Annotated in this window: 21 protein-coding genes; 10 read left to right on the top strand and 11 right to left on the bottom strand. The window is 44.6% G+C overall.

The window, feature by feature from the left end:
* Positions 1–11: 11 nt before the first annotated feature.
* The 5 genes from dcaP to OC23_RS11730 are packed head-to-tail and all read right to left on the bottom strand — an operon-like array spanning position 12 to position 5198.
* Positions 12–1328, bottom strand: coding sequence for an outer membrane trimeric porin-like protein DcaP (dcaP, locus tag OC23_RS11750; RefSeq protein WP_038345018.1), 1317 nt, complete (start codon positions 1326–1328; stop codon positions 12–14).
* Between the two features lie 39 nt (positions 1329–1367).
* The gene (locus OC23_RS11745) at positions 1368–2021 is read right to left on the bottom strand and encodes a 3-oxoacid CoA-transferase subunit B (protein WP_038345017.1); all 654 of its coding nucleotides are present in this window, start codon (positions 2019–2021) and stop codon (positions 1368–1370) included.
* Complete coding sequence (locus OC23_RS11740; protein WP_038345016.1) at positions 2021–2689, bottom strand: 3-oxoacid CoA-transferase subunit A; 669 nt, start codon at positions 2687–2689, stop codon at positions 2021–2023. The genes OC23_RS11745 and OC23_RS11740 overlap by 1 nt, the downstream gene beginning before the upstream one ends.
* A 16-nt stretch (positions 2690–2705) precedes the next feature.
* Complete coding sequence (locus OC23_RS11735) at positions 2706–3986, bottom strand: MFS transporter (protein WP_052209166.1); 1281 nt, start codon at positions 3984–3986, stop codon at positions 2706–2708.
* A gap of 57 nt (positions 3987–4043) precedes the next feature.
* Positions 4044–5198 (bottom strand): acyl-CoA dehydrogenase family protein, encoded by a 1155-nt coding sequence (locus tag OC23_RS11730; RefSeq protein WP_038345015.1) that lies wholly within the window; start codon positions 5196–5198, stop codon positions 4044–4046.
* Positions 5199–5515: 317 nt separating this feature from the next.
* On the opposite strand from OC23_RS11730, the gene OC23_RS11725 reads away from it, so the two are divergent.
* The 6 genes from OC23_RS11725 to OC23_RS11700 all read left to right on the top strand — a co-directional run bounded on the left by OC23_RS11725 (position 5516) and on the right by OC23_RS11700 (position 12092).
* Complete coding sequence (locus OC23_RS11725) at positions 5516–6304, top strand: enoyl-CoA hydratase (RefSeq protein ID WP_038345014.1); 789 nt, start codon at positions 5516–5518, stop codon at positions 6302–6304.
* A 29-nt stretch (positions 6305–6333) separates the two neighbouring features.
* Positions 6334–7095 carry an SDR family oxidoreductase gene (locus tag OC23_RS11720; RefSeq protein ID WP_038345013.1) on the top strand — a complete coding sequence of 254 codons (762 nt, stop codon included), beginning with the start codon at positions 6334–6336 and terminating at the stop codon, positions 7093–7095.
* A 61-nt stretch (positions 7096–7156) separates the two neighbouring features.
* Positions 7157–8680, top strand: coding sequence for a 3-hydroxyacyl-CoA dehydrogenase (locus OC23_RS11715; protein ID WP_038345011.1), 1524 nt, complete (start codon positions 7157–7159; stop codon positions 8678–8680).
* A gap of 14 nt (positions 8681–8694) precedes the next feature.
* Positions 8695–9900 (top strand): 3-oxoadipyl-CoA thiolase, encoded by a 1206-nt coding sequence (locus tag OC23_RS11710; RefSeq protein ID WP_038345009.1) that lies wholly within the window; start codon positions 8695–8697, stop codon positions 9898–9900.
* Between the two features lie 107 nt (positions 9901–10007).
* Positions 10008–10850, top strand: coding sequence for an IclR family transcriptional regulator (locus OC23_RS11705; protein ID WP_038345008.1), 843 nt, complete (start codon positions 10008–10010; stop codon positions 10848–10850).
* Between the two features lie 66 nt (positions 10851–10916).
* Positions 10917–12092 carry an MFS transporter gene (locus OC23_RS11700; RefSeq protein ID WP_038345007.1) on the top strand — a complete coding sequence of 392 codons (1176 nt, stop codon included), beginning with the start codon at positions 10917–10919 and terminating at the stop codon, positions 12090–12092.
* A 25-nt stretch (positions 12093–12117) separates the two neighbouring features.
* Here OC23_RS11700 and OC23_RS11695 read toward each other — a convergent pair whose 3' ends face one another.
* Together OC23_RS11695 and OC23_RS11690 are read right to left on the bottom strand one after the other, a co-directional pair.
* Positions 12118–12963, bottom strand: a complete 846-nt coding sequence (locus OC23_RS11695; protein WP_038345079.1) for an IclR family transcriptional regulator — start codon at positions 12961–12963, stop codon at positions 12118–12120.
* A 162-nt stretch (positions 12964–13125) separates the two neighbouring features.
* Positions 13126–14343: a CaiB/BaiF CoA transferase family protein gene (locus OC23_RS11690; RefSeq protein ID WP_038345005.1), complete on the bottom strand. Its 1218-nt coding sequence runs from the start codon at positions 14341–14343 to the stop codon at positions 13126–13128.
* Between the two features lie 326 nt (positions 14344–14669).
* Here OC23_RS11690 and OC23_RS11685 point away from each other — a divergent pair, with 326 nt between their 5' ends.
* Both OC23_RS11685 and OC23_RS11680 read left to right on the top strand, forming a co-directional pair.
* Complete coding sequence (locus OC23_RS11685; RefSeq protein ID WP_038345004.1) at positions 14670–15821, top strand: acyl-CoA dehydrogenase family protein; 1152 nt, start codon at positions 14670–14672, stop codon at positions 15819–15821.
* A 63-nt stretch (positions 15822–15884) separates the two neighbouring features.
* The gene (locus tag OC23_RS11680) at positions 15885–17138 is read left to right on the top strand and encodes an MFS transporter (protein WP_038345003.1); all 1254 of its coding nucleotides are present in this window, start codon (positions 15885–15887) and stop codon (positions 17136–17138) included.
* Positions 17139–17342: 204 nt separating this feature from the next.
* Here OC23_RS11680 and OC23_RS11675 read toward each other — a convergent pair whose 3' ends face one another.
* Both OC23_RS11675 and OC23_RS11670 read right to left on the bottom strand, forming a co-directional pair.
* Complete coding sequence (locus OC23_RS11675; protein ID WP_038345078.1) at positions 17343–18494, bottom strand: winged helix-turn-helix domain-containing protein; 1152 nt, start codon at positions 18492–18494, stop codon at positions 17343–17345.
* Positions 18495–18586: 92 nt separating this feature from the next.
* Positions 18587–19363, bottom strand: a complete 777-nt coding sequence (locus OC23_RS11670; RefSeq protein ID WP_038345002.1) for an AraC family transcriptional regulator — start codon at positions 19361–19363, stop codon at positions 18587–18589.
* 150 nt (positions 19364–19513) lie between these two features.
* On the opposite strand from OC23_RS11670, the gene OC23_RS11665 reads away from it, so the two are divergent.
* Together OC23_RS11665 and OC23_RS11660 are read left to right on the top strand one after the other, a co-directional pair.
* Positions 19514–20737: an MFS transporter gene (locus OC23_RS11665; RefSeq protein WP_038345001.1), complete on the top strand. Its 1224-nt coding sequence runs from the start codon at positions 19514–19516 to the stop codon at positions 20735–20737.
* A 325-nt stretch (positions 20738–21062) separates the two neighbouring features.
* The gene (locus OC23_RS11660; protein WP_038345000.1) at positions 21063–22247 is read left to right on the top strand and encodes a TCR/Tet family MFS transporter; all 1185 of its coding nucleotides are present in this window, start codon (positions 21063–21065) and stop codon (positions 22245–22247) included.
* 75 nt (positions 22248–22322) lie between these two features.
* Here the strand turns inward: OC23_RS11660 and OC23_RS11655 are convergent, their stop codons facing one another.
* A complete protein-coding gene (locus OC23_RS11655; protein WP_038344999.1) occupies positions 22323–23189 on the bottom strand; it encodes a cysteine ABC transporter substrate-binding protein in 867 nt (288 codons plus the stop codon).
* Positions 23190–23223: 34 nt separating this feature from the next.
* A complete protein-coding gene (locus OC23_RS11650) occupies positions 23224–24126 on the bottom strand; it encodes a transporter substrate-binding domain-containing protein (protein ID WP_038344998.1) in 903 nt (300 codons plus the stop codon).
* Between the last annotated feature and the right edge of the window lie 3 nt (positions 24127–24129).

The following is a 24129-nucleotide window of genomic DNA, read 5'->3' as shown; positions in this document are numbered from 1 at the left end:
CTGTCCTATTGTTAAAACTTGTACATCGATACAAAGTTAAGACGTGAGACATCCGCTGTTCTGCCGTCAAATACTGCACGTTTACCCTGATGATATTCAAGCCCGATATCGATTTGCTCGGCAGGCGAGTAAAAGACATTGGCAGCATAGTCGGTTAAACGTTTATTCGCATCCTGATTCAGCTTGGCATATTCAGTATTGTCATCATATTCAAATAAAGAAGCAGATAGATTGCTACGCCACTGATCATTGAATTTATATGAATAACCAATATTAAAGCTATGCAGTTTATTCATGAGCAAATCGGTTTTATCCTGGTCTAAAGAGAAATCACCTGCTGCATTCAAAGCCGTTGCATTTGCCAGACCACTTTGGGTGGTATAGGGCATGAACTTCTGATCCCCCACAATATATTGATAGTTCGCCTGAACAGATTGCTGCGGATCAAGTTGGTATTTTAAACCGGCCCCTGCTCCCCAACTGACTTTCTTGACCGTATCTTTGGCAACATCGACTGATTTTTCGTTCACGAAACCTTGCGCCAAAGCTATTAGAGGTCCTTGCTTAAAGGTATATCGCCCCGTCAATGAAGGAAAAGCAGAAACCCGCGATCCGGTATGCTCCAAAGCAACTTTCAGGTCATGATGCTGGTCAATTTTCCAGTCATAACGCACTTGCGGCGTACGGGTATAAGAGGTTCCCATAAACTGGGTGTAATCGACGGACTCGGTTCGCGTTTCCATGTTAGACATGAGTGACCATGTTTGACCAAAGGTCCAGTCTTTATAGGTAAAATAAGCATGGCGTATTCGGAACTTGCCATCACCCGTTCCCATATTGGAACTGTCAAAAAAATCAGCTTCGACATTGCCTGTGACCGCCTTGTCAGGACTGTTGAAATACACTCCAAGACGGCTGGCATTAATACTTGCATCGGAACGGGAATGATTCGCGCGTTTATCATTTTCAAATGGAGTCCGATAAATACTGCTGGTGGTTCTTCCGCCTGAATCGGGTGACGATTTAAAATCAACTGCGGCATCTAGCCGGGCGATTCCGTACACCTTAACATTATCGGTCCAGGTCACCCATGACGGTGCAATCGGCTTTGCCGTCTCGGCAGTGATTTTTTTCTCTACATTTTCTTCAATTTTTGCCTGTTTAACCTGCAAGCCAGTCTGTGTCTGCTTTTGTGCTTGCAGCTCTGCCTTTAATTTTTGCAATTCGGTTTCTAACAGGTTGATCCTTTGCTCTGTTGAAGTTGGTGTATTGGCAAAAAGAGTCCCTGAAGCCGCAGCGCAAGCTGCAGCTAAAATTATTTTTTTCATCTTTTAATCCTTTAAGATACTTGTTTCCGTGTGCTTCAGTTAAGCCACTCGCGCATCAATCAATGGACAGGCTGTCAGCGCCTGTAATTCATCAAAACTTAGGCCGGGTACCATTTCCTTGACATACGCTTTGTGATCTCTAAGCTCGATAATGCATAAATCGGTGTAAATACGGTCGACACATTGCTCGCCAGTAATGGGATATGTGAGTGCTTCAACAATTTTTGCCTCACCTTTTTTGGTGACATGTTCCATATATACATAAATACTTTTAGCGCCCACCGCCAAATCCATTGCCCCGCCTACAGCAGGTACATCATCAGCTTTGCCGGTGTGCCAGTTGGCTAAATCCCCATTCACCGCAACCTGAAAGGCACCAATGACACAAATATCCAGATGCCCGCCACGCATAATGTCAAAAGAATCGCCATGATGCATAAAACAGCCACCCTCCAGCAAGGTCACCAACTCCTTGCCAGCATTGACCAGATCCTCATCTTCTTCGCCGGGTTGTGGCGGCGGGCCAAAAGCCAGAACACCATTTTCAGAATGCAGAAAAATTTCTTTACCCTTTGGTAGATACTTGGCGACATTCGTCGGTAATCCAATGCCCAGATTGACATATGCACCTTCGGGAATATCTTGTGCAATCAGCATTGCAATCTCTTCACGAGAACGTTTTTGAACTGACATCAGATATCTCCCACTTTTACAACATGCTGTACAAAAATTCCGGGGGTAATAATGCACTCAGGATCAAGACTCCCCAGCTCTACGGTCTGATTGACCTGAACAATGGTCGTTTTTGCAGCCTTGGCCATAATCGGCCCAAAGTTTCGGGCAGCTTTGCGGTAAGTTAAATTGCCCCAGCGATCAGCCTTGTCGGCATAGATCAAGGCAAAATCAGCATCAATCGGATATTCAAGCACATAGTTTTTACCGTTAATGGTTCGGGTTTCCTTACCTTCAGCAATTTTGGTTCCATAACCTGTCGGAGTGAAAATGGCTCCCAATCCAGCACCTGCAGCCTGGATACGGCATGCCAGATTACCTTGCGGCACCAGTTCCAGCTCGATTTTTCCGGCACGGTACATCTCTGGAAAAACTGTTGAGCTAACCGATTTGGGAAAGGAGCAAACCAGTTTCTTTACCAGTCCGGCCAAAAATAATTTAGTCAGACCATTAGGGCCGGACGAGGCATTATTATTAATGATCGTCAGCTCTTTTGGCCCCAGATCAATCAGAGCCTCGATTAGTGCTTCAGGTTGCCCGGTGGTACCAAAACCACCTGTCATAATGGTTGCTCCATCTGGAATTTTCTTTAAAACCGCTTCAATATCACTTGTAATTTTATTGATCATTTTATTGTTCTCCTTATTATTCAGCTTTTTGAGGATCGTATAGGCGATCTTTAATGAATAGCGTCGGAATTAATCCACAAATAAAATAAGCGATTCCCATTAAAAGCAAACCAGCACCAATCGAGTTATGCGTTGCCAGATAACCAATCGCAACTGGGGCAAAGATTGCACCAATACGTCCAATGTTAAATGCCCCACCCACTGCTGTGCCGCGAATCGAGGTTGGAAAACTTTCTGTTAGGTAAGTTGCATTGATGGCATAAGGAATCCCGTAGAGAAATCCAAAAATCAGCATTAACCAGCCAATATTTCCGGCCGTATGAAAATAGATAACTACCGGAATAAATAGTGCAGTTCCCATAGTTCCAAAGGCAAATACGATACGCCGGCCAATCTTGTCAGCGATAAAACCGGCAAGAACCTTGGCAAACATCATGGTTAAGAAAGTACCCACCATGTAGACCGCCATTTCCTTAAATTTAATGCCTAACTCTGCTTCAAGATAAGAAGGCAGCCAGTTACTTACACCAAAATAACCGAACAGTAAAAAACCCGAGCTAAATGACCATAACATAAACATCTTGCCGTGCTTTTTGTCTTTAAATAGTGCGATATACGGGTTCTGGCTTTTCTTGGCTGAATAGGCTTCAGGGTTTGCAAGTTTTAATGCCCGGACCTTTTTCCATGATTCTGGCTCAGGTACGAGAAAAAACATTAAAACAGCAAGCAGGATAGGAATAATCGTAATAAAATATAGCATGCGCCAGCCAAACTCAGGAATGATCCATCCTGATAAGCCAGTAATGGTCAGAGAACCCAAGGTATAACCGGTCATGAGCGTAGCAAGCACTGTGGTTCTATATTTGGTTGGAACCAGTTCGGACATAAGTGTATTGCAGGCAATATATAAGCAGCCTAAGCCTAAACAAGTAATTGTTCGCAAAATCACAATTTGTTCATAAGACTGGCTAAACCCGGTACAAGAGGACAGTATTGCAAAAGCAGCTGTAGAAATGACAATAATCCGGACTCGGCCAAAGCGGTCACTTGCCCAGCCACCAATGAGTCCTCCAACGGCCATACCTAAGATTGACCAGCTTCCTAATGCCCCAGCCTGTACACTGGTTAAACCAAACTCAGCCTTTAGACTGGTTAAAGTAAAGGCCAAAATTCCAATATCGGCACCATCACATAACAAGGTAAAAAAACAAAAAATAAATGCCGTAATCCAAATTTTTTTCGGTGTCTGGATCGCTTCCTCGCGACCTATATTTTGTATAAGTGTTTGTGTTGTCATGTCCTTATCCTCAGTAGGAATCATGAGGCATCCTCGCCTCATCACACTTGGTATTTATTAGGAGGTCGCTTCCCGAATCATGTTTTTTGCAATAATAATTTGTTGAACCTGAGTGGTTCCCTCATATAAACGGAACAAACGAACATCACGGTAAAAACGCTCAATCGCATATTCACTGATATAGCCTGCCCCCCCATGAATCTGCACACAGCGGTCGGCAACGCGTCCGCACATTTCGGTCGCAAACATTTTTGCGCAAGAGGCTTCGGTACTCATGTTTTCGCCATTATCACGGCGACGGGCTGCATCCAGAACCATGCATTTGGCCGCATAAATCTCGGCTTTTGAGTCGGCAAGCATGGCTTGTATCAGCTGGAAGTTTGCAATCGGCTGACCAAACTGCTTACGCTCAATGGCATAGTGCAATGCGTCATTTAGCATGCGTTCAGCAACACCCACGCTATAGGCTCCAATGTGCAAACGCCCTTTATCCAGCACCTTCATGGCGGTTTTAAAACCGACACCTTCTACCCCACCAATCAGTGCAGAAGCAGGCACGCGACAGTTTTCAAAAATCACATCACAGGTATGCGAACCCTTTTGCCCCATTTTTTGGTCAATTTTGCCTAAGGTAATACCCGGTGTATTGGCTTCAACTAAAAAAGCAGAGATCCCACCTGCACCTTTAATGTCAGGATTGGTGCGAGCCATAACCGTAAACGTTGCCGCATGAGGTGCATTGGTAATAAAACGTTTGGTTCCGTTTAATATATAAAAATCACCGTCTTTGACCGCCCTGGTTTTTAAAGAAGCAGCATCAGAGCCTGCTTCAGGTTCAGTCAAACAAAATGAACCAATAATTTCACCGCTGGCATAGCGTGGCAGATACCTTTGCTTCTGCTCTTCTGTACCATCAATCAGGATCGCACTAGAACCAATGCCATTATTGGTTCCAATCAAGGAACGGAATGCCGGTGACGTCTGTCCCAGTTCAAATGCGACATTGACCTCTTCTTCCATGGTAATACCCAGCCCACCATATTCTTCCGGAATGGTCAGCCCGAACAATCCCAGCTCACGCATTTGCTGCACGATGTCATCAGGAATTTTGTCCTGTTCTGCAACTTCATGCTCACGTGGAATTAACTCGTTTTTTACAAAATTTCGAATGGTTGAGAGTAACTGCTGCAACATCCCTTCATCACGGATCATCATTGATCTCCCTTTTTATATACTTTTCATCTCATCGTATTCTTTCGCCCTTCCGGTTTGATCTGACTACGATGTTTTAAATCTTGTTTACTGTGGATCTGTTTCATAGTACGAGAACAAAAACCAAAAATTCAAGACTTTTTGAAAATTAATTTCGTTTAACGAAATTTAAAAATTCATCAATATTAAATATCAAATACTTAGAATAATAATCAGGATAAACATCTCTTCAAAAGCTAAAAACCGCTTGAAATAAGTTTCAAAATAAGCATCATTAAAAGAATAAAGTTTTGACATGCGAAACAAGGAATTCAAAAATGAGCAAAACAACAGGGAACAGTTTCATAAAAGTTGACTATTCCACATCCAAACTAGCGATCGTTATAATTAACCGGCCAGAAGCCAAAAATGCCTTAAATACAGAAGTCCGCAAGCAGCTGGCCCAGACATTCACCGAGTTAAGTTTCAATGATGCTATTCATGCCATTGTGCTGACCGGTGGAGAAGAAGTGTTTGCTGCGGGAGCAGATCTCAAGGAAATGGCGACCGCAACTTCAACTGAAATGCTACTCCGTCATACAGAACGCTACTGGAATGCGATTGCCCAATGCCCTAAACCCGTGATTGCTGCCGTAAATGGTTATGCATTAGGTGGGGGCTGCGAACTTGCAATGCATGCCGATATTATTATTGCAGGTAAAGGCGCAACCTTTGGTCAACCGGAAATTAAAGTCGGATTAATGCCGGGTGCTGGCGGTACCCAACGTTTATTCCGTGCTGTCGGTAAATTCCATGCCATGCGCATGATTATGACGGGCGCCATGATCAAAGCCGAAGAAGCTTATACCATTGGTCTGGTTTCACAAGTCACAGAAGATGACCAGACCATTCCAACTGCAATTCAAATGGCACAAAGCCTCGCAAAAATGCCGCCGATTGCCCTGCAACAAATTAAAGAAGTTGCGCTAATGAGCGAAGATGTTCCATTAAATGCAGGCTTAACGCTAGAACGAAAAGCCTTCCAGTTACTGTTTTCGACCGAAGATAAAAATGAAGGCATTCAAGCTTTTATCGAAAAGCGTAAGCCGTCGTATCAAGGTAAATAATTTAGAACCATAATAACAAAGGAATGAAAATGGCCAGAAAAGTATTGATTAGTGCAGCTGGTTCAGGGATTGGACGATGCATTGCCGAAGCATTTTTAAACAATCAGGACGAAGTTTTTGTTTGCGATATTAATGCTAAAAGCCTGGAACAATTTCAACAAGCTTATCCAAAGCTGCACATATATACCTGTGATTTGGCTGATCATGAACAAATTAAACTGATGTTTAGTCAAGCCATTCAGACAATTGGCGGTATCGATATTTTAGTCAATAACACAGGCATCTCAGGCCCGACCGTGGCCGCAGACAAGTTAAGTTTTGAAGATTGGAACACGGTGATTAATTTAAACCTGAATAGCACTTTTTTAATTACCCAGTTAGCCATTCCCTATTTAAAGCAAGCACAGGCAGGCGTGATTATCAATATGTCGTCTATTGCCGGACGCTTAGGCTATCCATACCGACTGGCTTATTCTACCTCCAAATGGGGGCTGATCGGTTTTACCAAAACCCTGTCTATGGAACTCGGTGCAGATAATATTCGGGTTAACGTCATTCTTCCGGGTGCAGTCGATGGTGATCGGGTTCAACGTGTATTACAGGCCCGTGCCGATGTAGCACATACCTCACTTGAAGAAGTGACTCAAAATGCACTGAAAAACCAGTCGCTCAAATATTTTGTCAATCCAGAACATATTGCAGATTTATGCCTATTTTTAGCGTCAGAGAGTGGTCGCTCAATTTCAGGGCAAATCTTACCCATTGATGGTGATAAACAATGCTTAGGCTAAATCACCCAACCCTATTTTTCCGTTTAATTTCAAATATAGATTAATCATCAGGATGATCGACATGACTTATGATATTAAAAGCATGGCTGTGATTGGTGTAGGTGTCATGGGCAGTGGTATTGCTCAAATTGCTGCACAGTCAGGTCATATCACTTATCTATACGACACCAAAGCAGGTGCAGCTGAACAGGCAAAAGATAAACTGGCCGCAACCTTCCAGAAGCTGGTCGATAAGAATAAAATCACAACTGAACAGGCGGCGGCAACAAACAAGAACTTAGTTGTTGCACATCAACTGGAAGATTTAAAAGGCTGTGACCTGATTGTAGAAGCGATTATTGAACGTCTGGATATCAAACAAAGTTTGATGCAGCAGCTTGAAGCAGTGGTTTCTGAACACACCATTTTAGCATCCAACACCTCCTCTCTTTCGATTACTGCAATTGCCGCGAACTGTAATAAACCTGAACGTGTGGCCGGTTTTCATTTCTTTAATCCCGTTCCGCTCATGAAAGTGGTTGAAGTCATTCAAGGCTTGAAAACCGATCCGGCGATTATTCAAGCATTAATTGAACTGTCTCGCGCATTTGGACATCATCCTGTCGTGGCCAAGGATACGCCTGGATTTATTATTAACCATGCGGGTCGCGCTTATGGCACGGAAGCACTCAAAATTTTAAATGAAAATGTTTGTGATATCAGTGAAATTGACCGTATTTTACGCGATGGTGTCGGTTTTAGAATGGGACCATTCGAGCTGATGGACCTCACAGGACTGGATGTTTCCCATCCGGTCATGGAGTCGATTTATCATCAATATTATGAAGAAGCCCGCTACAAACCCAATCCACTGACCAAACAAATGCTGGAAGCAAAACAGCTTGGACGTAAGGTCAAGCAAGGTTTTTATAATTATGCAACGGGTGAAAAAACAGGTGAACAACCTGCCCAGTTTGTAGAGCGTTTAGCACAATACCCTAAAGTTTGGATTGCAGCCGATTTTCCTGAAGATAAAAAACAGCTCGAAGATTATTTAACTCAGCAAAATATCGACATAGACACTAACCCCGAACCTCAAACAGATAGCTTATGTTTGCTCGCTTGTTACGGTGAAGATACAACTCAAGCAGCTATACGCTTAAGGGTTAACCCTGAACAAGCTGTTGCGATAGACATGCTGTATGGTATTGATAAACACCGCACCTTAATGCCCTCACTGATCACAAAAACCGAATATCGTCAGGCCGCCCACTCGATTTTCAATCTGGATGGCGGGATGGTCAGCATGATTGCAGAAAGTATCGGCTTTGTTGCACAACGTGTTTTAGCCATGGTGATTAATTTAGGCTGCGATATTGCTCAACAAAATATTGCAACGGTCGATGATATCAATGCTGCTGTCCGCTTAGGTCTGGGCTATCCATTTGGCCCAATTGAATGGGGCGATCATGTCGGCAGCCAAAAAATCTTACTCATTCTGAACCGTATAACAGCACTTACGCATGACCCACGTTACCGCCCTAGCCCATGGTTACAACGTCGCGTCGCTTTAAATTTACCACTTACTTTTAATTCTGGATTTTGAAAAGGAATTTCTCAATGTTAAATGCTTATATTTATGATGGTTTACGCAGTCCATTTGGCCGTCATGCAGGTGAACTTGCCTCCATTCGCCCTGATGATTTAGCAGCAACGGTCATTCAAAAACTACTAGAAAAAACTGGTATTCCGGGTGCGGATATTGAAGATGTGATTTTAGGTGACACCAACCAGGCGGGTGAAGATAGCCGTAATGTGGCACGAAATGCATTATTACTTGCCGGTTTACCCGTTACCGTACCGGGCCAGACAATAAACCGCCTATGTGCGAGTGGTTTAGGCACTGTGATTGACTCGGCACGTGCCATTACTTGTGGTGAAGGCGATTTGTATATCGCAGGTGGTGTAGAAAGTATGTCACGTGCACCCTTTGTGATGGGTAAAGCAGAAAGTGCTTATAGCCGTGATGCAAAAATTTATGACACCACCATTGGCTCTCGCTTTCCAAATAAAAAAATTATTGCGCAGTACGGCGGTCATTCAATGCCTGAAACAGGCGATAACGTTGCAGCCGAGTTTGGGATTAGCCGTGAACAAGCTGACTTATTTGCCGCTCAATCACAAGCCAAATATCAAAAAGCCAAAGAAGAAGGTTTCTTCGCCGATGAAATTACCCCAATTGAGGTTTTCCAAGGCAAAAAATTGCCGCCTAAACTGGTTTCAGAAGATGAACACCCTCGCCCAAGCTCAACGGTTGAAGCACTCACAAAGTTAAAACCGCTGTTTGAAGGTGGCGTGGTTACAGCTGGTAATGCTTCAGGTATTAATGATGGTGCAGCAGCACTCTTGATTGGTTCAGAAGCAGCGGGTCAAAAATATGGCCTAAAACCCATGGCAAAAATCTTATCTGCGGCGGCGGCTGGTATTGAACCACGCATTATGGGTGCAGGCCCGATTGAAGCCATTAAAAAAGCTGTTGCGCGCGCTGGCCTGACTTTAGATGACATGGACATTATTGAAATTAATGAAGCTTTTGCTTCACAGGTTTTATCTTGTTTAAAAGGTTTAAATGTTGATTTTAATGATCCACGTGTCAATCCGAACGGTGGTGCGATTGCTGTTGGTCATCCACTGGGGGCTTCTGGCGCCCGTCTTGCCTTAACAGTTGCACGTGAACTGCTACGCCGTAACAAGAAATATGCCGTGGTGAGCCTCTGTATAGGTGTCGGTCAAGGATTGGCGATGGTCATTGAAAACGCTTCTTAATCATGTCATTGAAAATCCATTCATCACAACAATACAGGGATGAATGGATTTATTTTGCAGAGCGAAATATAATGGCAAGCTAGTGCTTTATTATATTTGAGGATCGAATGTCTCAGAAATCAGAAACTGAACAACCTATAAATTTTGATGAGATACGCCTAGATCCGATTTCACATATTCATCGCGAAAATAACCCGCAATTTATTGCTTCTCTGGCACGTGGTTTAGAACTGTTACGCTGTTTTTCTGCCAATAACCAGGTACTGGGCAACCAGGAACTGGCAAAAATGACCGGATTACCTAAACCGACCATTGCCCGGATTACCAATACATTGGTGTCGTTAGGCTATTTAAAACAATTGCCGAACTCGACCAAATACACATTAGATATTGGCGTTTTATCTCTCGGTTATGCAGCCTTATCCAATATTTCTATCCGTAATATTGCGCATCAATATATGGAAGAGATGAGTCAGTATGTTCAGGCGCCGGTCGCCATGGCTACACGTGATCGCCTGAATATGGTGTATATCGATGTCGTGCAGACCGAAACTGCCTTAAATATGCGCCGCCCAATTGGTTCGACCTTGCCCTTGCACAGTAGTTCCATGGGACGGGCGTGTTTAGCCGCAACCCCTGAACGTGAGCGTAATTTTTTACTTGATGCACTAAAACAGAAAAATCCTGAAAACTGGTCTGCGATCAAGCGTTCTCTGGAACGTGCATTCCGTGATTATCAGGATTATGGCTATTGCCTGTCTCTAGGCGAATGGCATAAAGAAGTGAACTCGGTCGCCGTACCTCTGGTCAGCTCCAAGCATGGTTTGTATGTGTTTAACTGCGGTGCGCCAAGTTTTCATTTAAACCCGGAAAAACTCGAAGGTGAAATTGGACCACGTTTAATTCATATGGTGCATAACATTCAAGATGTATTGAGTGAAACACATTAATCTCCCGACTGAGCCTTAGCAACATAGGGAATAAGAATTAAATACCGATTTCATCGTGAGCATGACATGATGAAAAGTGCACTCTATACCCCCACCATTATTTTAATGGCAATTGCTGCGGGCATCTGTACTGGCGGTAATTATTTTAGTCAGCCACTTATTCACTCAATTAGTGTAAGTCTAAATTTAACTGAAACAACTACAGCATGGGTGCCCACGCTGGCGCAGATTACCTATGCCTGCGGTTTGCTGTTCCTGATGCCTTTAGGTGACATTCTGGAAAAACGCAAACTGCTGTTTAATTTCATGTTACTGGCAGCATTTGGGCTGATTCTCAGTGGTTTTTCCCCTAATATTTATCTTTTAATCTTGGGAACCATCATTACCGGTCTGTTCTCCAGCTCGGCACAGCTGTTATTACCCCTTGCCGCCAGTCTGGTTCCGATCCAGCAGAGTGGACGTGTGGTTGGTTTCCTGCTCAGTGGCCTGATGATGGGGGTTTTACTGGCACGCACCCTTTCCGGGTTGATGTCTACCCTGTTTGACTGGCATGTAATTTATCAGCTGAGCGGATTTCTGTTACTGGCCATTGCCATTATCCTGTATCGTAATATCGGATTGTTCCCTCCAACCAAATCCGAGAACTACCTTTCCAGCATACGCTCCCTACCATACATTTTTCTGAATAATCCACGCCTCAGAACACGGTCCTATATCGGTGGTTGCACTTTTGCCTGTGTCAGCCTGATTTTTACCACCATGTCATTGCTGTTGGCACCTGCACCGTATTTCTTTAGTGATTTTAGTATTGGTTTATTTGGGTTCGTGGGGATTCTGGGAACCTTTATAGCCAATTTTTCAGGCAAGTTTATTGATCAGGGCTATATCCATAAAATTTCGGTTTATTGCGGCCTTGGCCTGATTTTAAGCTGGCTGTTCTTTCTCCTGCTTCCCTATCATTTTCTCTTTTATGTTCTTGGCTTACTTCTGCTCTACGCAGCACTATCGGCAGTCCATGTCACCAACCAGAGTATTGTATTCAAGCTGAATCAGGAATTACGTTCACGCTTTAATGCGTTGTATATGACGGGGTATTTTGCAGGTGGAGCATTCGGTACTACGGCTGGAAGCTATGCCTGGAAACATTCTGGCTGGACAGGCGTTTGTATTCTGGGACTTGTTTTTGCGGTTTTATGTTTATTTTTCTGTATCAAAGATGCCAAAAGCCAGCATGCTGAGTGATGCTGGCTTTTTAAAGCCATAAGCCTTAACTGATCTCGGTACGGATATTATTCACCATATGTAATAAACGCGGTGCAATATCTTCCTCAAGTTTTTCACGGTTCATGATAAAGCTCGGTCCGCCACAGTTAAACACCAGCAAGCCATGCTGTTCATGAATCAAAGGTACAGCAACCGAGTTGACATCTTTATGCCATTCACCAATCGAGAAACAATAGCCAAAGTCCTGATAATCCTTAAAGGCCTTATCCAGATCGCGGTTAATCTTGATCCAGTCCTCTTTATGCTTGCTACGAATCGCATCCAGCAAAAATTCCCGTTCATCTTCAGGCATCGCAGCCAGACAGGCCCGTCCCATCGAACTTAAATGGATCGGTAAATATGTTCCGACTTGACGGCGCATGGTCATATTGCCTTTGCCCTGTACCACATCCAGATAGATCATATTCAGGCGGTCACGTGTAGCCATGGCAACTGCCGCACCGGCATAGTCCGCCAGATTTTTCATATAAGGATGTGCAATTGAACGGATCGAGACATTGGAGAGCATGGAATAACCAAAAGCTAACACCCCAACCGAGAGCTGGAATTTACTCGAATTTGGCACCTGCTTGATATAGCCCAGACGCGATAAGGTATGGGTCAAACGGGTAATGGTTGGTTTGGGTAAGCCTGTCATCTGAGCCAGTTCCTGATTGCCCAGATGTTGATGCTTTGGGGTAAAGCAACGTAAGAGCTCTAAACCGCGGGCCAAAGCCGTAATAAATTGACGGTCATTTTCATCCTGCATATCTTCAATCGGATGCAGTAGTTCATGCCTTAAAGGCGCTAATAATTTTTCTGCTTGTTCGGCATCTACGGCATCATTCATGGCTTTATCAATCCACATATTTATTTCGCACTGCGAAAATTATAATCTATTTTTTCTATAATAAACAGTTTAAAGCACATCGCTGATTTATTTGCACAACAAAAATGATGTCAATCAAAGCCCATGCCAAAATACATATATCTTTTGGCATGGGTGCATGGTTTATCCAATAATCCCTTTCTGCTTCAATTCATGGAGCTTTTCCCGGGTAAAGATCCGGCCAAGAACCGTATCGGTGTGTTGCCCCAATAAAGGCGGTGCATTTTTATACTCGACTGGCGTTCTTGAAAGTTTAATCGGCGATCCAATCACAGTCAGCTTTTCGCGTTGCGGATGCTGCATCTCAACCAGCATTTCCCTTGCCTGCACCTGTGGTTCCTGAAAGGCCTGTTCCAGATTATTGATCACCCCCACCGGAACTTTGGCGGCATGAATGGCAGCCACCCATTCATCGGCACTCTTGCTTAAAAAATGCTGCGATAAAATTCCGATAATTTCATTTCGATGTTTGATACGGTCGGCATTGCGTCGAAACCGGGGATCATTCGGTAAATCAGGTAAACCGATACTTCTACACAGCTGAATAAACTGGGTATCATTGCCGCAAGCAATAATAAACTCCCGATCAGCAGCTTTAAACACCTGATAAGGCACGATATTGGCGTGTGCATTACCATAACGTTTGGGGATATTTCCTGAGGAAAGATAATTCATGCCCTGATTGGCCATAGTGGCAATTTGTACATCAAGCAATGCCATATCAATATACTGCCCCAGACCGGTCTCATGGCGGTTGAGTAAAGCAGCCTGAATGGCAATGGTAGAATAAAGACCGGTCGCCAGATCTGAAAATGCCACTCCGACTTTTTGCGGACCACCGCCCGGTAAATCATCCTTTTCACCGGTGACAGACATTAACCCGCCCATACCCTGAATAATGAAGTCATAACCGGGCTCTTCTGCTCGCGGGCCAGTTTGACCAAAACCAGTAATTGAACAGTAGACCAGACCAGGATTGATTGCAGATAAAGCTGCATAATCCAGACCATATTTTTTTAGCGAACCCGCCTTATAGTTTTCAATCACGACATCTGTGTCTTGAATGAGAGCTTTAATCAGCTCCTGTCCTTCAGGAGTGGCAATATCAATCGCTACCGAAAGCTTATTCCGGTTGGTTGACTGATAGTAAGCCGCCTCTTGCGTGTCTTGTCCTGAATTATCCTTCATCCACGGCGGCCCCCAAGACCGGGTATCATCACCCAGCTTTGGCCGTTCTACCTTGATCACTTCTGCCCCCAGATCAGCCAGTATCTGTCCACACCACGGCCCAGCCAGTACCCGACTTAAGTCAAGCACCCGAATTCCATTTAAAGCACCCATGTTTGTCCCTTCAATTTACAGCTAATGTCCCAGATAAAAACCCATTTAAAAGTTTCGCACAGCGATATATATTTTTAATATACACAGCTATTTTTAAAAAACCAACTTTAATTTTCTACTAAAAATAATGATTTTCTATAAGAAAATATAGCTTAAATAAATCAATATATTATTAAATATAAGTCAAAAACCATATATCGCATTGCGAAATTTATTTTCAAAATATATTGTTTTGCAACTTTTCTTTGATTACTATCGCATCAAATATTGATGATTTTACGAACATCGTATTGCTGTTTTTAGCTATATGTACAAAGGATATGACTATGATTCGTGATCAGGAAACACTGAACCAGCTGGTCGATATGATTCGGCAGTTTGTTGAAGGTGTATTAATTCCTCATGAGAATGAAGTCGCTGAAATGGATGAAATTCCTGAAGATCTTGTTGAGCAAATGAAAGCTCTCGGATTATTCGGTTTAACCATTCCTGAAGAATACGATGGTCTTGGGCTGACCATGGAAGAAGAGGTCTATGTGGCTTTTGAATTGGGTCGTACCTCTCCTGCTTTTCGCTCTCTTATTGGAACCAATAATGGCATTGGCTCAAGTGGACTCATTATTGATGGGACTGAAGCGCAAAAATCTTTTTTCTTACCCCGTTTAGCACGTGGTGAAGTGATCAGTTCTTTTTGCCTGACCGAACCGGATGCAGGTTCTGATGCAGCATCTTTAAAAACCAGTGCAGTAAAAGATGGTGACTTTTATATTTTAAATGGCACCAAACGCTTTATTACCAATGCACCTCATGCTGGTGTATTTACAGTCATGGCACGTACAAACGCTGATATTAAAGGTGCTGGCGGCATTTCTGCTTTTATTGTTGATAGCCAAACTCCGGGCATTTCTCTTGGCAAACGCGATAAAAAGATGGGACAAAAAGGTGCCCATACCTGTGACGTTATTTTTGAAAATTGTCGCATCCCAGCTTCAGCACTCATTGGCGGTGTTGAAGGTGTTGGTTTTAAAACGGCGATGAAAGTTCTGGATAAAGGCCGACTGCATATTGCCGCGCTCAGTGTCGGGGCAGCGACACGGATGCTAGATGATTCTTTAAATTACGCCATCGAACGTAAGCAATTTGGACAACCGATTGCCGGATTTCAACTGATTCAAGCCATGCTGGCTGACTCTAAAGCTGAAATCTATGCCGCTCGATGTATGGTGCTGGATGCAGCACGCTTACGCGATCACGGGCAAAACGTCAGTACAGAAGCCTCTTGCGCCAAAATGTTTGCAACCGAAATGTGCGGTCGCGTGGCAGATCGTTGTGTACAGATTCATGGCGGCGCCGGCTACATCAGTGAGTATGCCATCGAACGCTTTTACCGCGATGTCCGTCTGTTCCGCCTCTATGAAGGCACCACGCAAATTCAACAAATGATTATTGCCCGAAACATGATCCGGGCGGTGTCTTAATCAACTCCCCAGCACTTTAAACGACTTAAGGTGCTTTAAAAAATCAAATGTAGGTAATGGATTATGGCTACACACGACTATTCCCCCGTTTCCACGGTACAGGCCCGCACCTGGAAAATTGCTTTTATTTTTGCCTTTCTGGCTCTACTGGTCGATGGCGCCGATCTGATGCTGCTGTCTTATAGCTTAAACAGTATCAAGGCAGAGTTTGGCTTAAGCTCGGTTCAGGCCGGAATGCTGGGTAGTTTTACCTTGGCCGGTATGGCGATTGGCGGGATTTTTGGCGGCTGGGCATGTGATAAATTCGGACGCGTCCGCATCGTTGTGATTTCTATTCTCACCTTTTCGCTATTAACGTGTGGCTTGGGTTTTACCCAAAGCTTTATGCAATTCGGAATTTTAAGGTTCTTTGCTTCACTGGGACTGGGTTCACTTTATATTGCCTGTAATACCCTCATGGCAGAATATGTTCCTACCCGTTATCGTACCACAGTACTCGGCACCTTACAGGCTGGCTGGACCGTTGGCTATATTGTGGCAACCTTGCTTGCAGGCTGGATTATTCCTGATCATGGCTGGCGTATGCTGTTTTATGTCGCCATTGTCCCGGTCATGATTGCCGTATTGATGGATCTGCTTGTTCCAGAACCTGAAGCATGGCAGCAGTCCCGTTTAAAACAGTCCAATACCCCAGCGAATACCGAAAAAGCCTCTGCCTTCAAACTGATCTTTCAAGATAAACGCAACCGGAACATGTTTATTCTGTGGGCTTTAACCGCAGGTTTCCTCCAGTTCGGTTATTACGGCGTAAATAACTGGATGCCGTCATATCTGGAAACTGAACTGGGCATGAAGTTTAAGGAAATGACCACGTATATGGTCGGCACCTATACTGCCATGATTCTGGGTAAAGTACTGGCAGGTATGATGGCAGATAAACTGGGCCGCCGTTTTACCTATGCCTTTGGTGCAATTGGCACTGCGATTTTTCTCCCGCTGATTGTGTTTTATCACTCTCCAGACAATATTCTGTTTTTGCTGGTCACCTTCGGCTTTTTATATGGCATCCCATACGGCGTAAATGCAACCTATATGACCGAGAGTTTCGCTACGGCTATCCGTGGTACTGCGATTGGCGGGGCCTACAATGTCGGTCGTTTAGGTGCCGCAATTGCGCCAGCAACCATCGGCTTTTTAGCCTCTGGCGGTTCGATCGGTTTGGGTTTTGTGGTGATGGGTGCAGCCTACCTGATCTGTGGTCTGATTCCGGCACTATTTATCAAGGAAAAACAATATGATCCACAAAACTCTCAATAAGAGACTACAGAACATCATGGGGTAGCGTACATACGCGATGATGGCTTGAATATGCTTATTTGTTAAAGCTATTCATGCAGAAGAATTTAGCTTCTTCTTACCCAAACGCTTAGGGTATTGATCACTCTAAGATTGAACTTTTTAGGTAAACCTAGTCCTCTGGGGGGCTAGGTTTAAAAAAAGCAAACCTATCAATTGCATGCGTTAACGCATTAAATGGCTGATCTTCCCTACATCAACACCGCTACACTGGTTAAACTCGGCAAAACGCTGTAACTCTCGTTCAAATGCAAGTAAAAATTGGGCTTGATCCTGTACTTTAGACTCTTCCAGATGCAGAGCCATGACTTCCAGTCGCTTTTCACGACGATGCACTTTGCAATCGATCCGCCCCACAAGGTGATCTGCATACAACAGCGGTAAACAAAAATAACCGTATTGTCTTTTGGCCGCCGGGACATAGCATTCGATACGATAATCAAAGTCAAATAAGCAACTCAAGCGCTCCCGATGAATCACCAGATTATCAAAAGGAGACAATATTTTTAATTCCGGCTGAATGATAGGCTGATGTTCCAATATTGCGCTGGCAACATAAAACGTTTGTCCATGCTCAAATTTCAGTACCTGGACTAAGCCCGCATCAATATAGTCATCCAGAACAGTACGCATCACTTCACGTACGTCTTTACCCTTTAAATGTACTAACTGTTTCCAGGTAAATACGCCATGAGCGCGTATATTCATTTTTAATAAATAATCGGCATATTCACGCAACGTCGGCATGCTCAGATCAATATCCGGAGCTATACAGCGTTCTGTCAGGTCATAGACCTTCTCCATTCCGTTACGCTCGCAGATCATCAGATCGCCTTGCATAAACAACTGCTCAAGCGCTTTTCGGCTTGGTCCTCTATTCCACCAGCCGGCAGTGCCTTGTCGCGTTTCCTTTTCCATCTGTCTCAGCTGGATTTTGCCTTCTGCCCGAACCTGCGCCAGAATCTCGTTCATCAAATGCGGATCAGCCCTGTAATAGCGGCTTTCGCCATTTCGGATCGCATTCATCAACGGCATGGCATAGCGATAATCCCGCATCGGCAGATAAGAAGCTGCATGTGCCCAATGCTCAAAAATCTGGCGCTGCTGCACCAGCTGATTTAAGTGGTTCAACCGATAATCAGGCACCCGGTTCCACAAGACATGATGATGGGCACGTTCAACCACTGCAATGGTATCAATTTGCACATAGCCCAGATGTTCAATCGCTTTTAGGGTTCCAGCTAACCCTTCACCAAAACTGTGGTTTCTTGTCAGCCCCTGATGCGATAAGGCCAGTCTTTTTAATAATGAAAGCATAATGTTATCGTTTATATGATGTGCACCCATCTGAATATCGGCTGCGAAGTAAATGTATGGGTCTGATCGCTCACATTAACATATTTAGCCGGTTATTTGCCTTGTAAATAGACTCGTGGCGCAGCTCCCAAGGCACGTTTGAAGGCTGCCGTAAATGCACTACTGCTGCTATAACCCAGTTCCATGGCCACCTGGGTAACCGGCTGCCCCAGTTCCATCCGGGTCAAGGCATTGAGTAAGCAGGCCTGTTGCCGCCAGTGACTAAAGCTCATTCCCGTTTGTTGCCGGAAGATTCGGGTGAAGTTACGGCGGCTCATCCCGATCTGTGCGGCGATTTGGTCAAGATCATTCTCCAGACTTGGTGCTTTTAACAATTGCAGACATAAAGCCGCCAGGCGCGGTTCTTGTGGCAAGGGGGCATTCAACGGCAGTTCAGGCATCAACGCAATTTCAGCAATAATCAGTTGCATCAAATAATCATCGCGTCCACCCAATTCATATTCAGCAGGCAAATCTACAGCACTTGATAACAGTTCATGCAATAACGGCGATACATTGATCACGGCACAATACGACGGTAAACCGGCCTTACTTGCAATGTCTGGAAGAATATAAGCACTGCGTGTTTTAGTGATTCCGCCCATATGTACTTCATGATCAATGCCCGCTGGTATCCACAGCGCGCGTTTCGGCGGCACCACCCAACTGCCGGTATGCGTGATAACAGTCAATACGCCTGTAATTGCATATAGGCACTGCCCACGGCGATGGCGATGACTCGGCAGGAGGAAACCGTCCGGATAATCATTGCCCGTTGCCATCACATGACGCGGCACATCCTGATAATCGTTGACCTGAATATTACGCATTGCCCGGGTTCCTTAAAATGGCCTGAACTCGACACTATCTGTCCCAAATATGATTGTGGGCCGATTCCTGTTCAGTCTAGGATAAACATACTGAAAAGCAAACCACTTTCAGCATCAGCATTCGGGCTGATACAACGTGTTGGAGTAAATATGGCAAGCAATACAGGGACGCTTGAGAATACCTTTTCACAAGCCCAACCTTCCTCTCATGATCAACCACAACAGTTTGTCTTACGCATTGTCGGCGCAGTTGCCTTTGCGCATTTGTTAAATGATTCGATTCAGGCGGTGGTTACTGCAAGCTATCCCATGTTAAAAGCCGAGTTTTCACTGAGCTTTGCCCAGATTGGCTGGATTGCACTGGTGTATCAAATTACGGCCTCATTATTACAACCCTGGATTGGCCTGTATACCGATAAACATCCCAAACCGTATTTACTGCCTGCCGGGATGTTCGCCACGCTGGTCGGTATTGGACTGATGGCAATGGCTGGCAGCTATCACAGCTTGCTCCTGGCTGCCGCACTGATTGGGGTGGGTTCATCCACCTTTCACCCGGAAGCCTCACGGATTGCACGTACAGCATCGGGCGGCCGTTTTGGTACGGCGCAATCCATGTTTCAGGTTGGCGGAAATACCGGTTCAGCCCTTGGCCCCTTAGTCGCGGCTGCCGTGATTATTCCTCACGGACAAGGTGCGATTGGCTTATTTGTTTTAGTCGCTGCTTTAGCTATTTTTGTGTTGTTACGCGTAACCAAATGGCTGGTTAAACAAGCACCAGTACAACGCCTCGCCAGTCAACGTGCTATGTCGACTTTGACGCGTCAACAGGTCATTCAGGCTATGGCCGTGATCTGTATTTTACTATTTGCCAAGTTTATTTATATCGCAGCCATTACCAACTATTTTACCTTTTACCTCATTGAAAGATTTAATGTTTCAATTCAAACCTCTCAGCTCTACCTATTTATATTTTTAGGTGCTGTTGCACTCGGTACTTTTGCAGGTGGTCCAGTCGGTGACCGTATCGGACGTAAAGCCGTGGTTTGGGTGTCTTTCCTGGGGATTGCGCCATTTGCCCTGTTGTTGCCTTATGTCGGCCTAACGGGAACTGCCATTCTGGTGATTATCATTGGTCTGGTAATGTCCTCCGCTTTCTCGGCACTGGTGGTCTATGCACAAGAAGCGGTACCCGGCCGGGTTGGCATGGTTGCAGGTTTAATGTTTGGGCTGATGTTCGGCATTGGCGGGATTGGTGCGGCAGGTTTAGGTCATTTAGCCGATACCCATGGCATTGTCTGGGTGTATAAACTCTGTTCATTCTTACCTTTGTTAGGTTTTATGACGGCATTATTGCCAAATACCAAATCATAATCTCCCCTTCACCATCAGATGTGTGATGTTTCATGGCATGGCACATCTGTCTTCACTTCAGGCCATATTGTTTGCTGCTTATGCTTAGTGCTAAAATTTCGGCCGAAGACCGGATTTTTCCGATCCCTTCATTTCCATTGTTACGATAAAAAAATCGCGAAAAATTGATGCAGTACACTTTTCTATTGAGAAAAAAATATCGCATCCACACACACCCCTATCTGTTAAAGATTCGGTCAGCGTTCATCAGGGCTTGAGTTGTTATCAGGCATCGTTAACAGGTTTCCACAGCAAGTCTGTGCCTGATTTTTCGATAGGACGCTTTATGAATCGCTCTCTATTTATTATTTTTTTGACCATTGCTTTAGATGCCATGGGTATTGGTCTTGTTTTTCCAATATTACCCGCCTTGCTTCAGGACATTAGCCCTAGCCATCATACAGCCCTCTATATTGGTCTGCTTGGCAGTCTCTATGCTGCGATGCAGTTTATCTTCTCCCCGATACTCGGAACATTGAGTGACAGGCTTGGACGGCGCCCCATCCTGCTGCTTTCATTGGCAGGCTCAGTTCTCAATTACCTCTTGTTAACGTTTTCACATAGCTTCATGCTGTTATTGATCGGACGCATTGTTGCAGGTATGAGCAGTGCAAATATGTCTGTTGCCTCGGCCTACCTGATCGATATTTCAGTACCTGAACAACGAACAAAATACTTTGGCTTAAGCAGTGCCATGTTTGGCGCAGGTTTCGTGATTGGGCCAGTCCTGGGCGGGTTGCTGGGTGAATACTGGCTCAGGCTTCCCTTTCTGGTAGCAGCACTACTTTCTGCCATCAACTTGTTACTGGCGTATTTTGCCTTGCCAGAATCGGGAAAAGCACTCTCTTCACAACCACTTTGCTTGACCCTCAATCCTTTTAAGGCATTTCAATCCCTTCACAACATGCCTGGTGTGTTACCACTAATGGCTACTTTTTTTATTTTCAGTGCTACAGGTGAAGCATATGCGGTTTGCTGGGCCTTGTGGGGGCATGCCGCCTTTCAGTGGAACGGGTTCTGGACGGGCCTATCTTTAGGCATGTTTGGTTTGTGCCAGATGCTGGTTCAAGCCTTTGTGCCCCAACATGCTTCAAAACGATTTGGCAATCGAAATACTGTTCTGATCGGCATGGGTTGTACCGGCATTGCTTTAAGTATCATGGCTTTGGCACAGCAAGGCTGGATCATTTTTGCCATCATGCCTGTTTTTGCATTAGGCAGCATCGGGACACCTGCTTTACAGGCCCTGGCATCTCAGAAAGTTGCAGCCGGGCAACATGGGCAGTTTCAAGGCATGGTTACATCGACCGTGAGTTTAGCCGCCATGTGTGCCCCGCTATTCTTTTCTACCTTATATTTTCAGCTTCAATCCAGCTGGCCGGGCGCGATCTGGCTCAGTGTAATTGCCCTCTATCTGCTGGCTTTGCCTGTAGTGCTTCAAGCGATACAGCCAGACCCTGCTACAGATTAATTCAAAGCCCCTTATCGAATAAGGGGCTCATCAACTATTTGACCCAATTACTTACGATCTGCATAACAATTTAACTTATTCAACAATCAAGTCTTTGGCAGGGATACCATCCCCATACACTGGTTTTAAGGTTTTTTCATAGGCTTGATGAATGACACCTTCTTTGGCCAGTTTGTCTAAATCCTGATTTAACCAGTCCAGCAATTCTTTATTGCCCTTTTGTACAGCAGGTGCAATCAAATCTTGCTCACCCAGATTGGTAATGCCGACGGTATAATTCGGATTTTCTTTCGCCCAGGCCAGTACCAACAGATTGTCATGGGCCAAAGCAGCACCACGGCCATCTTTTAGCGCGTCAAAGGTTTCGGTATTTTGCTCATATTTTTGCAGCTTAATTTCAGGATGTTGTTTGCTAAAAAAAGAGTCCGCTGTGGTGCCTTTATTCACCAATAAAGTCTGGTCCTTTAACTGGGCAATATCCGTAATCGGTTTATTTTTTGGAGACACCACACCTAAGGCAACTTTTAAATAAGGCTTGGCAAAATCCACCACTTGCTGACGTTCAGGGGTCACAGTGAAATTGGCAAAAATAATATCGACTTTATTGGCTTTTAAGTATTCGACCCGATTGGCAGCTTCTGTCAGCACAAACTGAACCTTGTTTTCATCTCCCAATAAATCCTTGGCCACATGCTTGGCAATTTCCACATCAAAGCCCTGATTTTTACCTTGCGCATCCAGATAACCAAACGGCGGCTTATCGCTAAACACCCCAATACGTACCACACCATTTTTCTTAATCTGTTCGATACTGGAAACCTGAGCTGAGCTATCTGCTGATTTTTCTGCCGACTGTGGCGTCTTGTTACATGCGGTGAGACCCAGACCCAATACAGAAGCCAGCAACAGTTTTTGAATATTTGAGAATGTTATTGTCTGCATATCGTTACCTCTATTTTTAACGGTTTCATTTATGTTATTGCTTCGCCAAATCGACATCTAAAAAGATATCTGGGTTCACTTTTTCGCCGTAAATCGGCTTTAAGGTCTGGTCATAAAGCTTCTGGATTTCCCCCGTGCTGCGTAGCTGTTTGATTTCATCATTGAGCCAGTGCAGCAATTGGGTATTGCCTTTTTTCACGCCTGCGGCGATAAAATCTTCATTGCCAATCTGTGGAATACCGACCACATAATCCGGATTGTTGGCAGCCCATGCCAAGGCATAGGTACTGTCTTGGGAAATCGCATCACCCCGGCCATCGGTGAGGGCATTAAACGCATCGGTATTTTGTTCAAACTTCAACAAATTCACTTTCGGATAGTTTTTAGTGAAATAGCTGTCCGAGCTTGAGCCTTTATTCACAATTAAAGTTTTGCCTTCCAGACTTTTCACATCGGTAATGGCTTTGGCTTTAGGTGAAACAATGCCTAGTGATGCCTTTAAATAAGGTTGGGAAAAATCCACCACCTGTTGACGTTCGGGTGTCACAGAGAAGCTGGCAAAGACCACATCGACTTTGTCTGACTTTAAAAATTCAACCCGGTTGGCTGCCTCTGTGACGACAAACTGGATTTTATTTTCATCTCCGAGCAAATCTTTGGTCACACGCTTCGCCAAGGCGACATCAAAGCCCTGATTTTTGCCTGCACTGTCCACATAACCAAACGGTGGGTTATCTGCGAACACCCCCACCCGTAGCACGTCATTTTTCTTGATCCGCTCCAAGGAGCTGTCTGCTGTACTCGTTTTGGATTCTGTTGAAGCCGGTTGATTACACCCTGTTAATATGCCTGCCACCAGCACACAGCTAATGCCAAGCCTTACTGTTTTTATTTTCGATGTATTGCCAGATCGTCCGGCGACTAAATGTAATCTCATCAC

The sequence above is a fragment of the Acinetobacter sp. A47 genome (genome assembly GCF_000805455.1).
Lineage (GTDB): Bacteria > Pseudomonadota > Gammaproteobacteria > Pseudomonadales > Moraxellaceae > Acinetobacter.
Note: the sequence above shows the minus strand (reverse complement) of the source record. Positions and strands in the feature narration are given on the sequence as shown.

Bases quoted from the DNA above. Each gene is read 5' to 3' on its own strand.
- OC23_RS11730 (WP_038345015.1), bottom strand. From the start codon at position 5,198: ATGATCCGTGATGAAGGGATGTTGCAGCAGTTACTCTCAACCATTCGA.
- OC23_RS11655 (WP_038344999.1), bottom strand. From the start codon at position 23,189: ATGCAGACAATAACATTCTCAAATATTCAAAAACTGTTGCTGGCTTCT.
- OC23_RS11700 (WP_038345007.1), top strand. From the start codon at position 10,917: ATGATGAAAAGTGCACTCTATACCCCCACCATTATTTTAATGGCAATT.
- OC23_RS11675 (WP_038345078.1), bottom strand. From the start codon at position 18,494: ATGCTTTCATTATTAAAAAGACTGGCCTTATCGCATCAGGGGCTGACA.
- OC23_RS11745 (WP_038345017.1), bottom strand. From the start codon at position 2,021: ATGTCAGTTCAAAAACGTTCTCGTGAAGAGATTGCAATGCTGATTGCA.
- OC23_RS11660 (WP_038345000.1), top strand. From the start codon at position 21,063: ATGAATCGCTCTCTATTTATTATTTTTTTGACCATTGCTTTAGATGCC.
- OC23_RS11720 (WP_038345013.1), top strand. From the start codon at position 6,334: ATGGCCAGAAAAGTATTGATTAGTGCAGCTGGTTCAGGGATTGGACGA.
- OC23_RS11725 (WP_038345014.1), top strand. From the start codon at position 5,516: ATGAGCAAAACAACAGGGAACAGTTTCATAAAAGTTGACTATTCCACA.
- OC23_RS11715 (WP_038345011.1), top strand. From the start codon at position 7,157: ATGACTTATGATATTAAAAGCATGGCTGTGATTGGTGTAGGTGTCATG.
- dcaP (WP_038345018.1), bottom strand. From the start codon at position 1,328: ATGAAAAAAATAATTTTAGCTGCAGCTTGCGCTGCGGCTTCAGGGACT.
- OC23_RS11665 (WP_038345001.1), top strand. From the start codon at position 19,514: ATGGCAAGCAATACAGGGACGCTTGAGAATACCTTTTCACAAGCCCAA.
- OC23_RS11710 (WP_038345009.1), top strand. From the start codon at position 8,695: ATGTTAAATGCTTATATTTATGATGGTTTACGCAGTCCATTTGGCCGT.
- OC23_RS11735 (WP_052209166.1), bottom strand. From the start codon at position 3,986: ATGACAACACAAACACTTATACAAAATATAGGTCGCGAGGAAGCGATC.
- OC23_RS11650 (WP_038344998.1), bottom strand. From the start codon at position 24,126: ATGAGATTACATTTAGTCGCCGGACGATCTGGCAATACATCGAAAATA.
- OC23_RS11690 (WP_038345005.1), bottom strand. From the start codon at position 14,343: ATGGGTGCTTTAAATGGAATTCGGGTGCTTGACTTAAGTCGGGTACTG.
- OC23_RS11680 (WP_038345003.1), top strand. From the start codon at position 15,885: ATGGCTACACACGACTATTCCCCCGTTTCCACGGTACAGGCCCGCACC.
- OC23_RS11695 (WP_038345079.1), bottom strand. From the start codon at position 12,963: ATGAATGATGCCGTAGATGCCGAACAAGCAGAAAAATTATTAGCGCCT.
- OC23_RS11705 (WP_038345008.1), top strand. From the start codon at position 10,008: ATGTCTCAGAAATCAGAAACTGAACAACCTATAAATTTTGATGAGATA.
- OC23_RS11740 (WP_038345016.1), bottom strand. From the start codon at position 2,689: ATGATCAATAAAATTACAAGTGATATTGAAGCGGTTTTAAAGAAAATT.
- OC23_RS11685 (WP_038345004.1), top strand. From the start codon at position 14,670: ATGATTCGTGATCAGGAAACACTGAACCAGCTGGTCGATATGATTCGG.
- OC23_RS11670 (WP_038345002.1), bottom strand. From the start codon at position 19,363: ATGCGTAATATTCAGGTCAACGATTATCAGGATGTGCCGCGTCATGTG.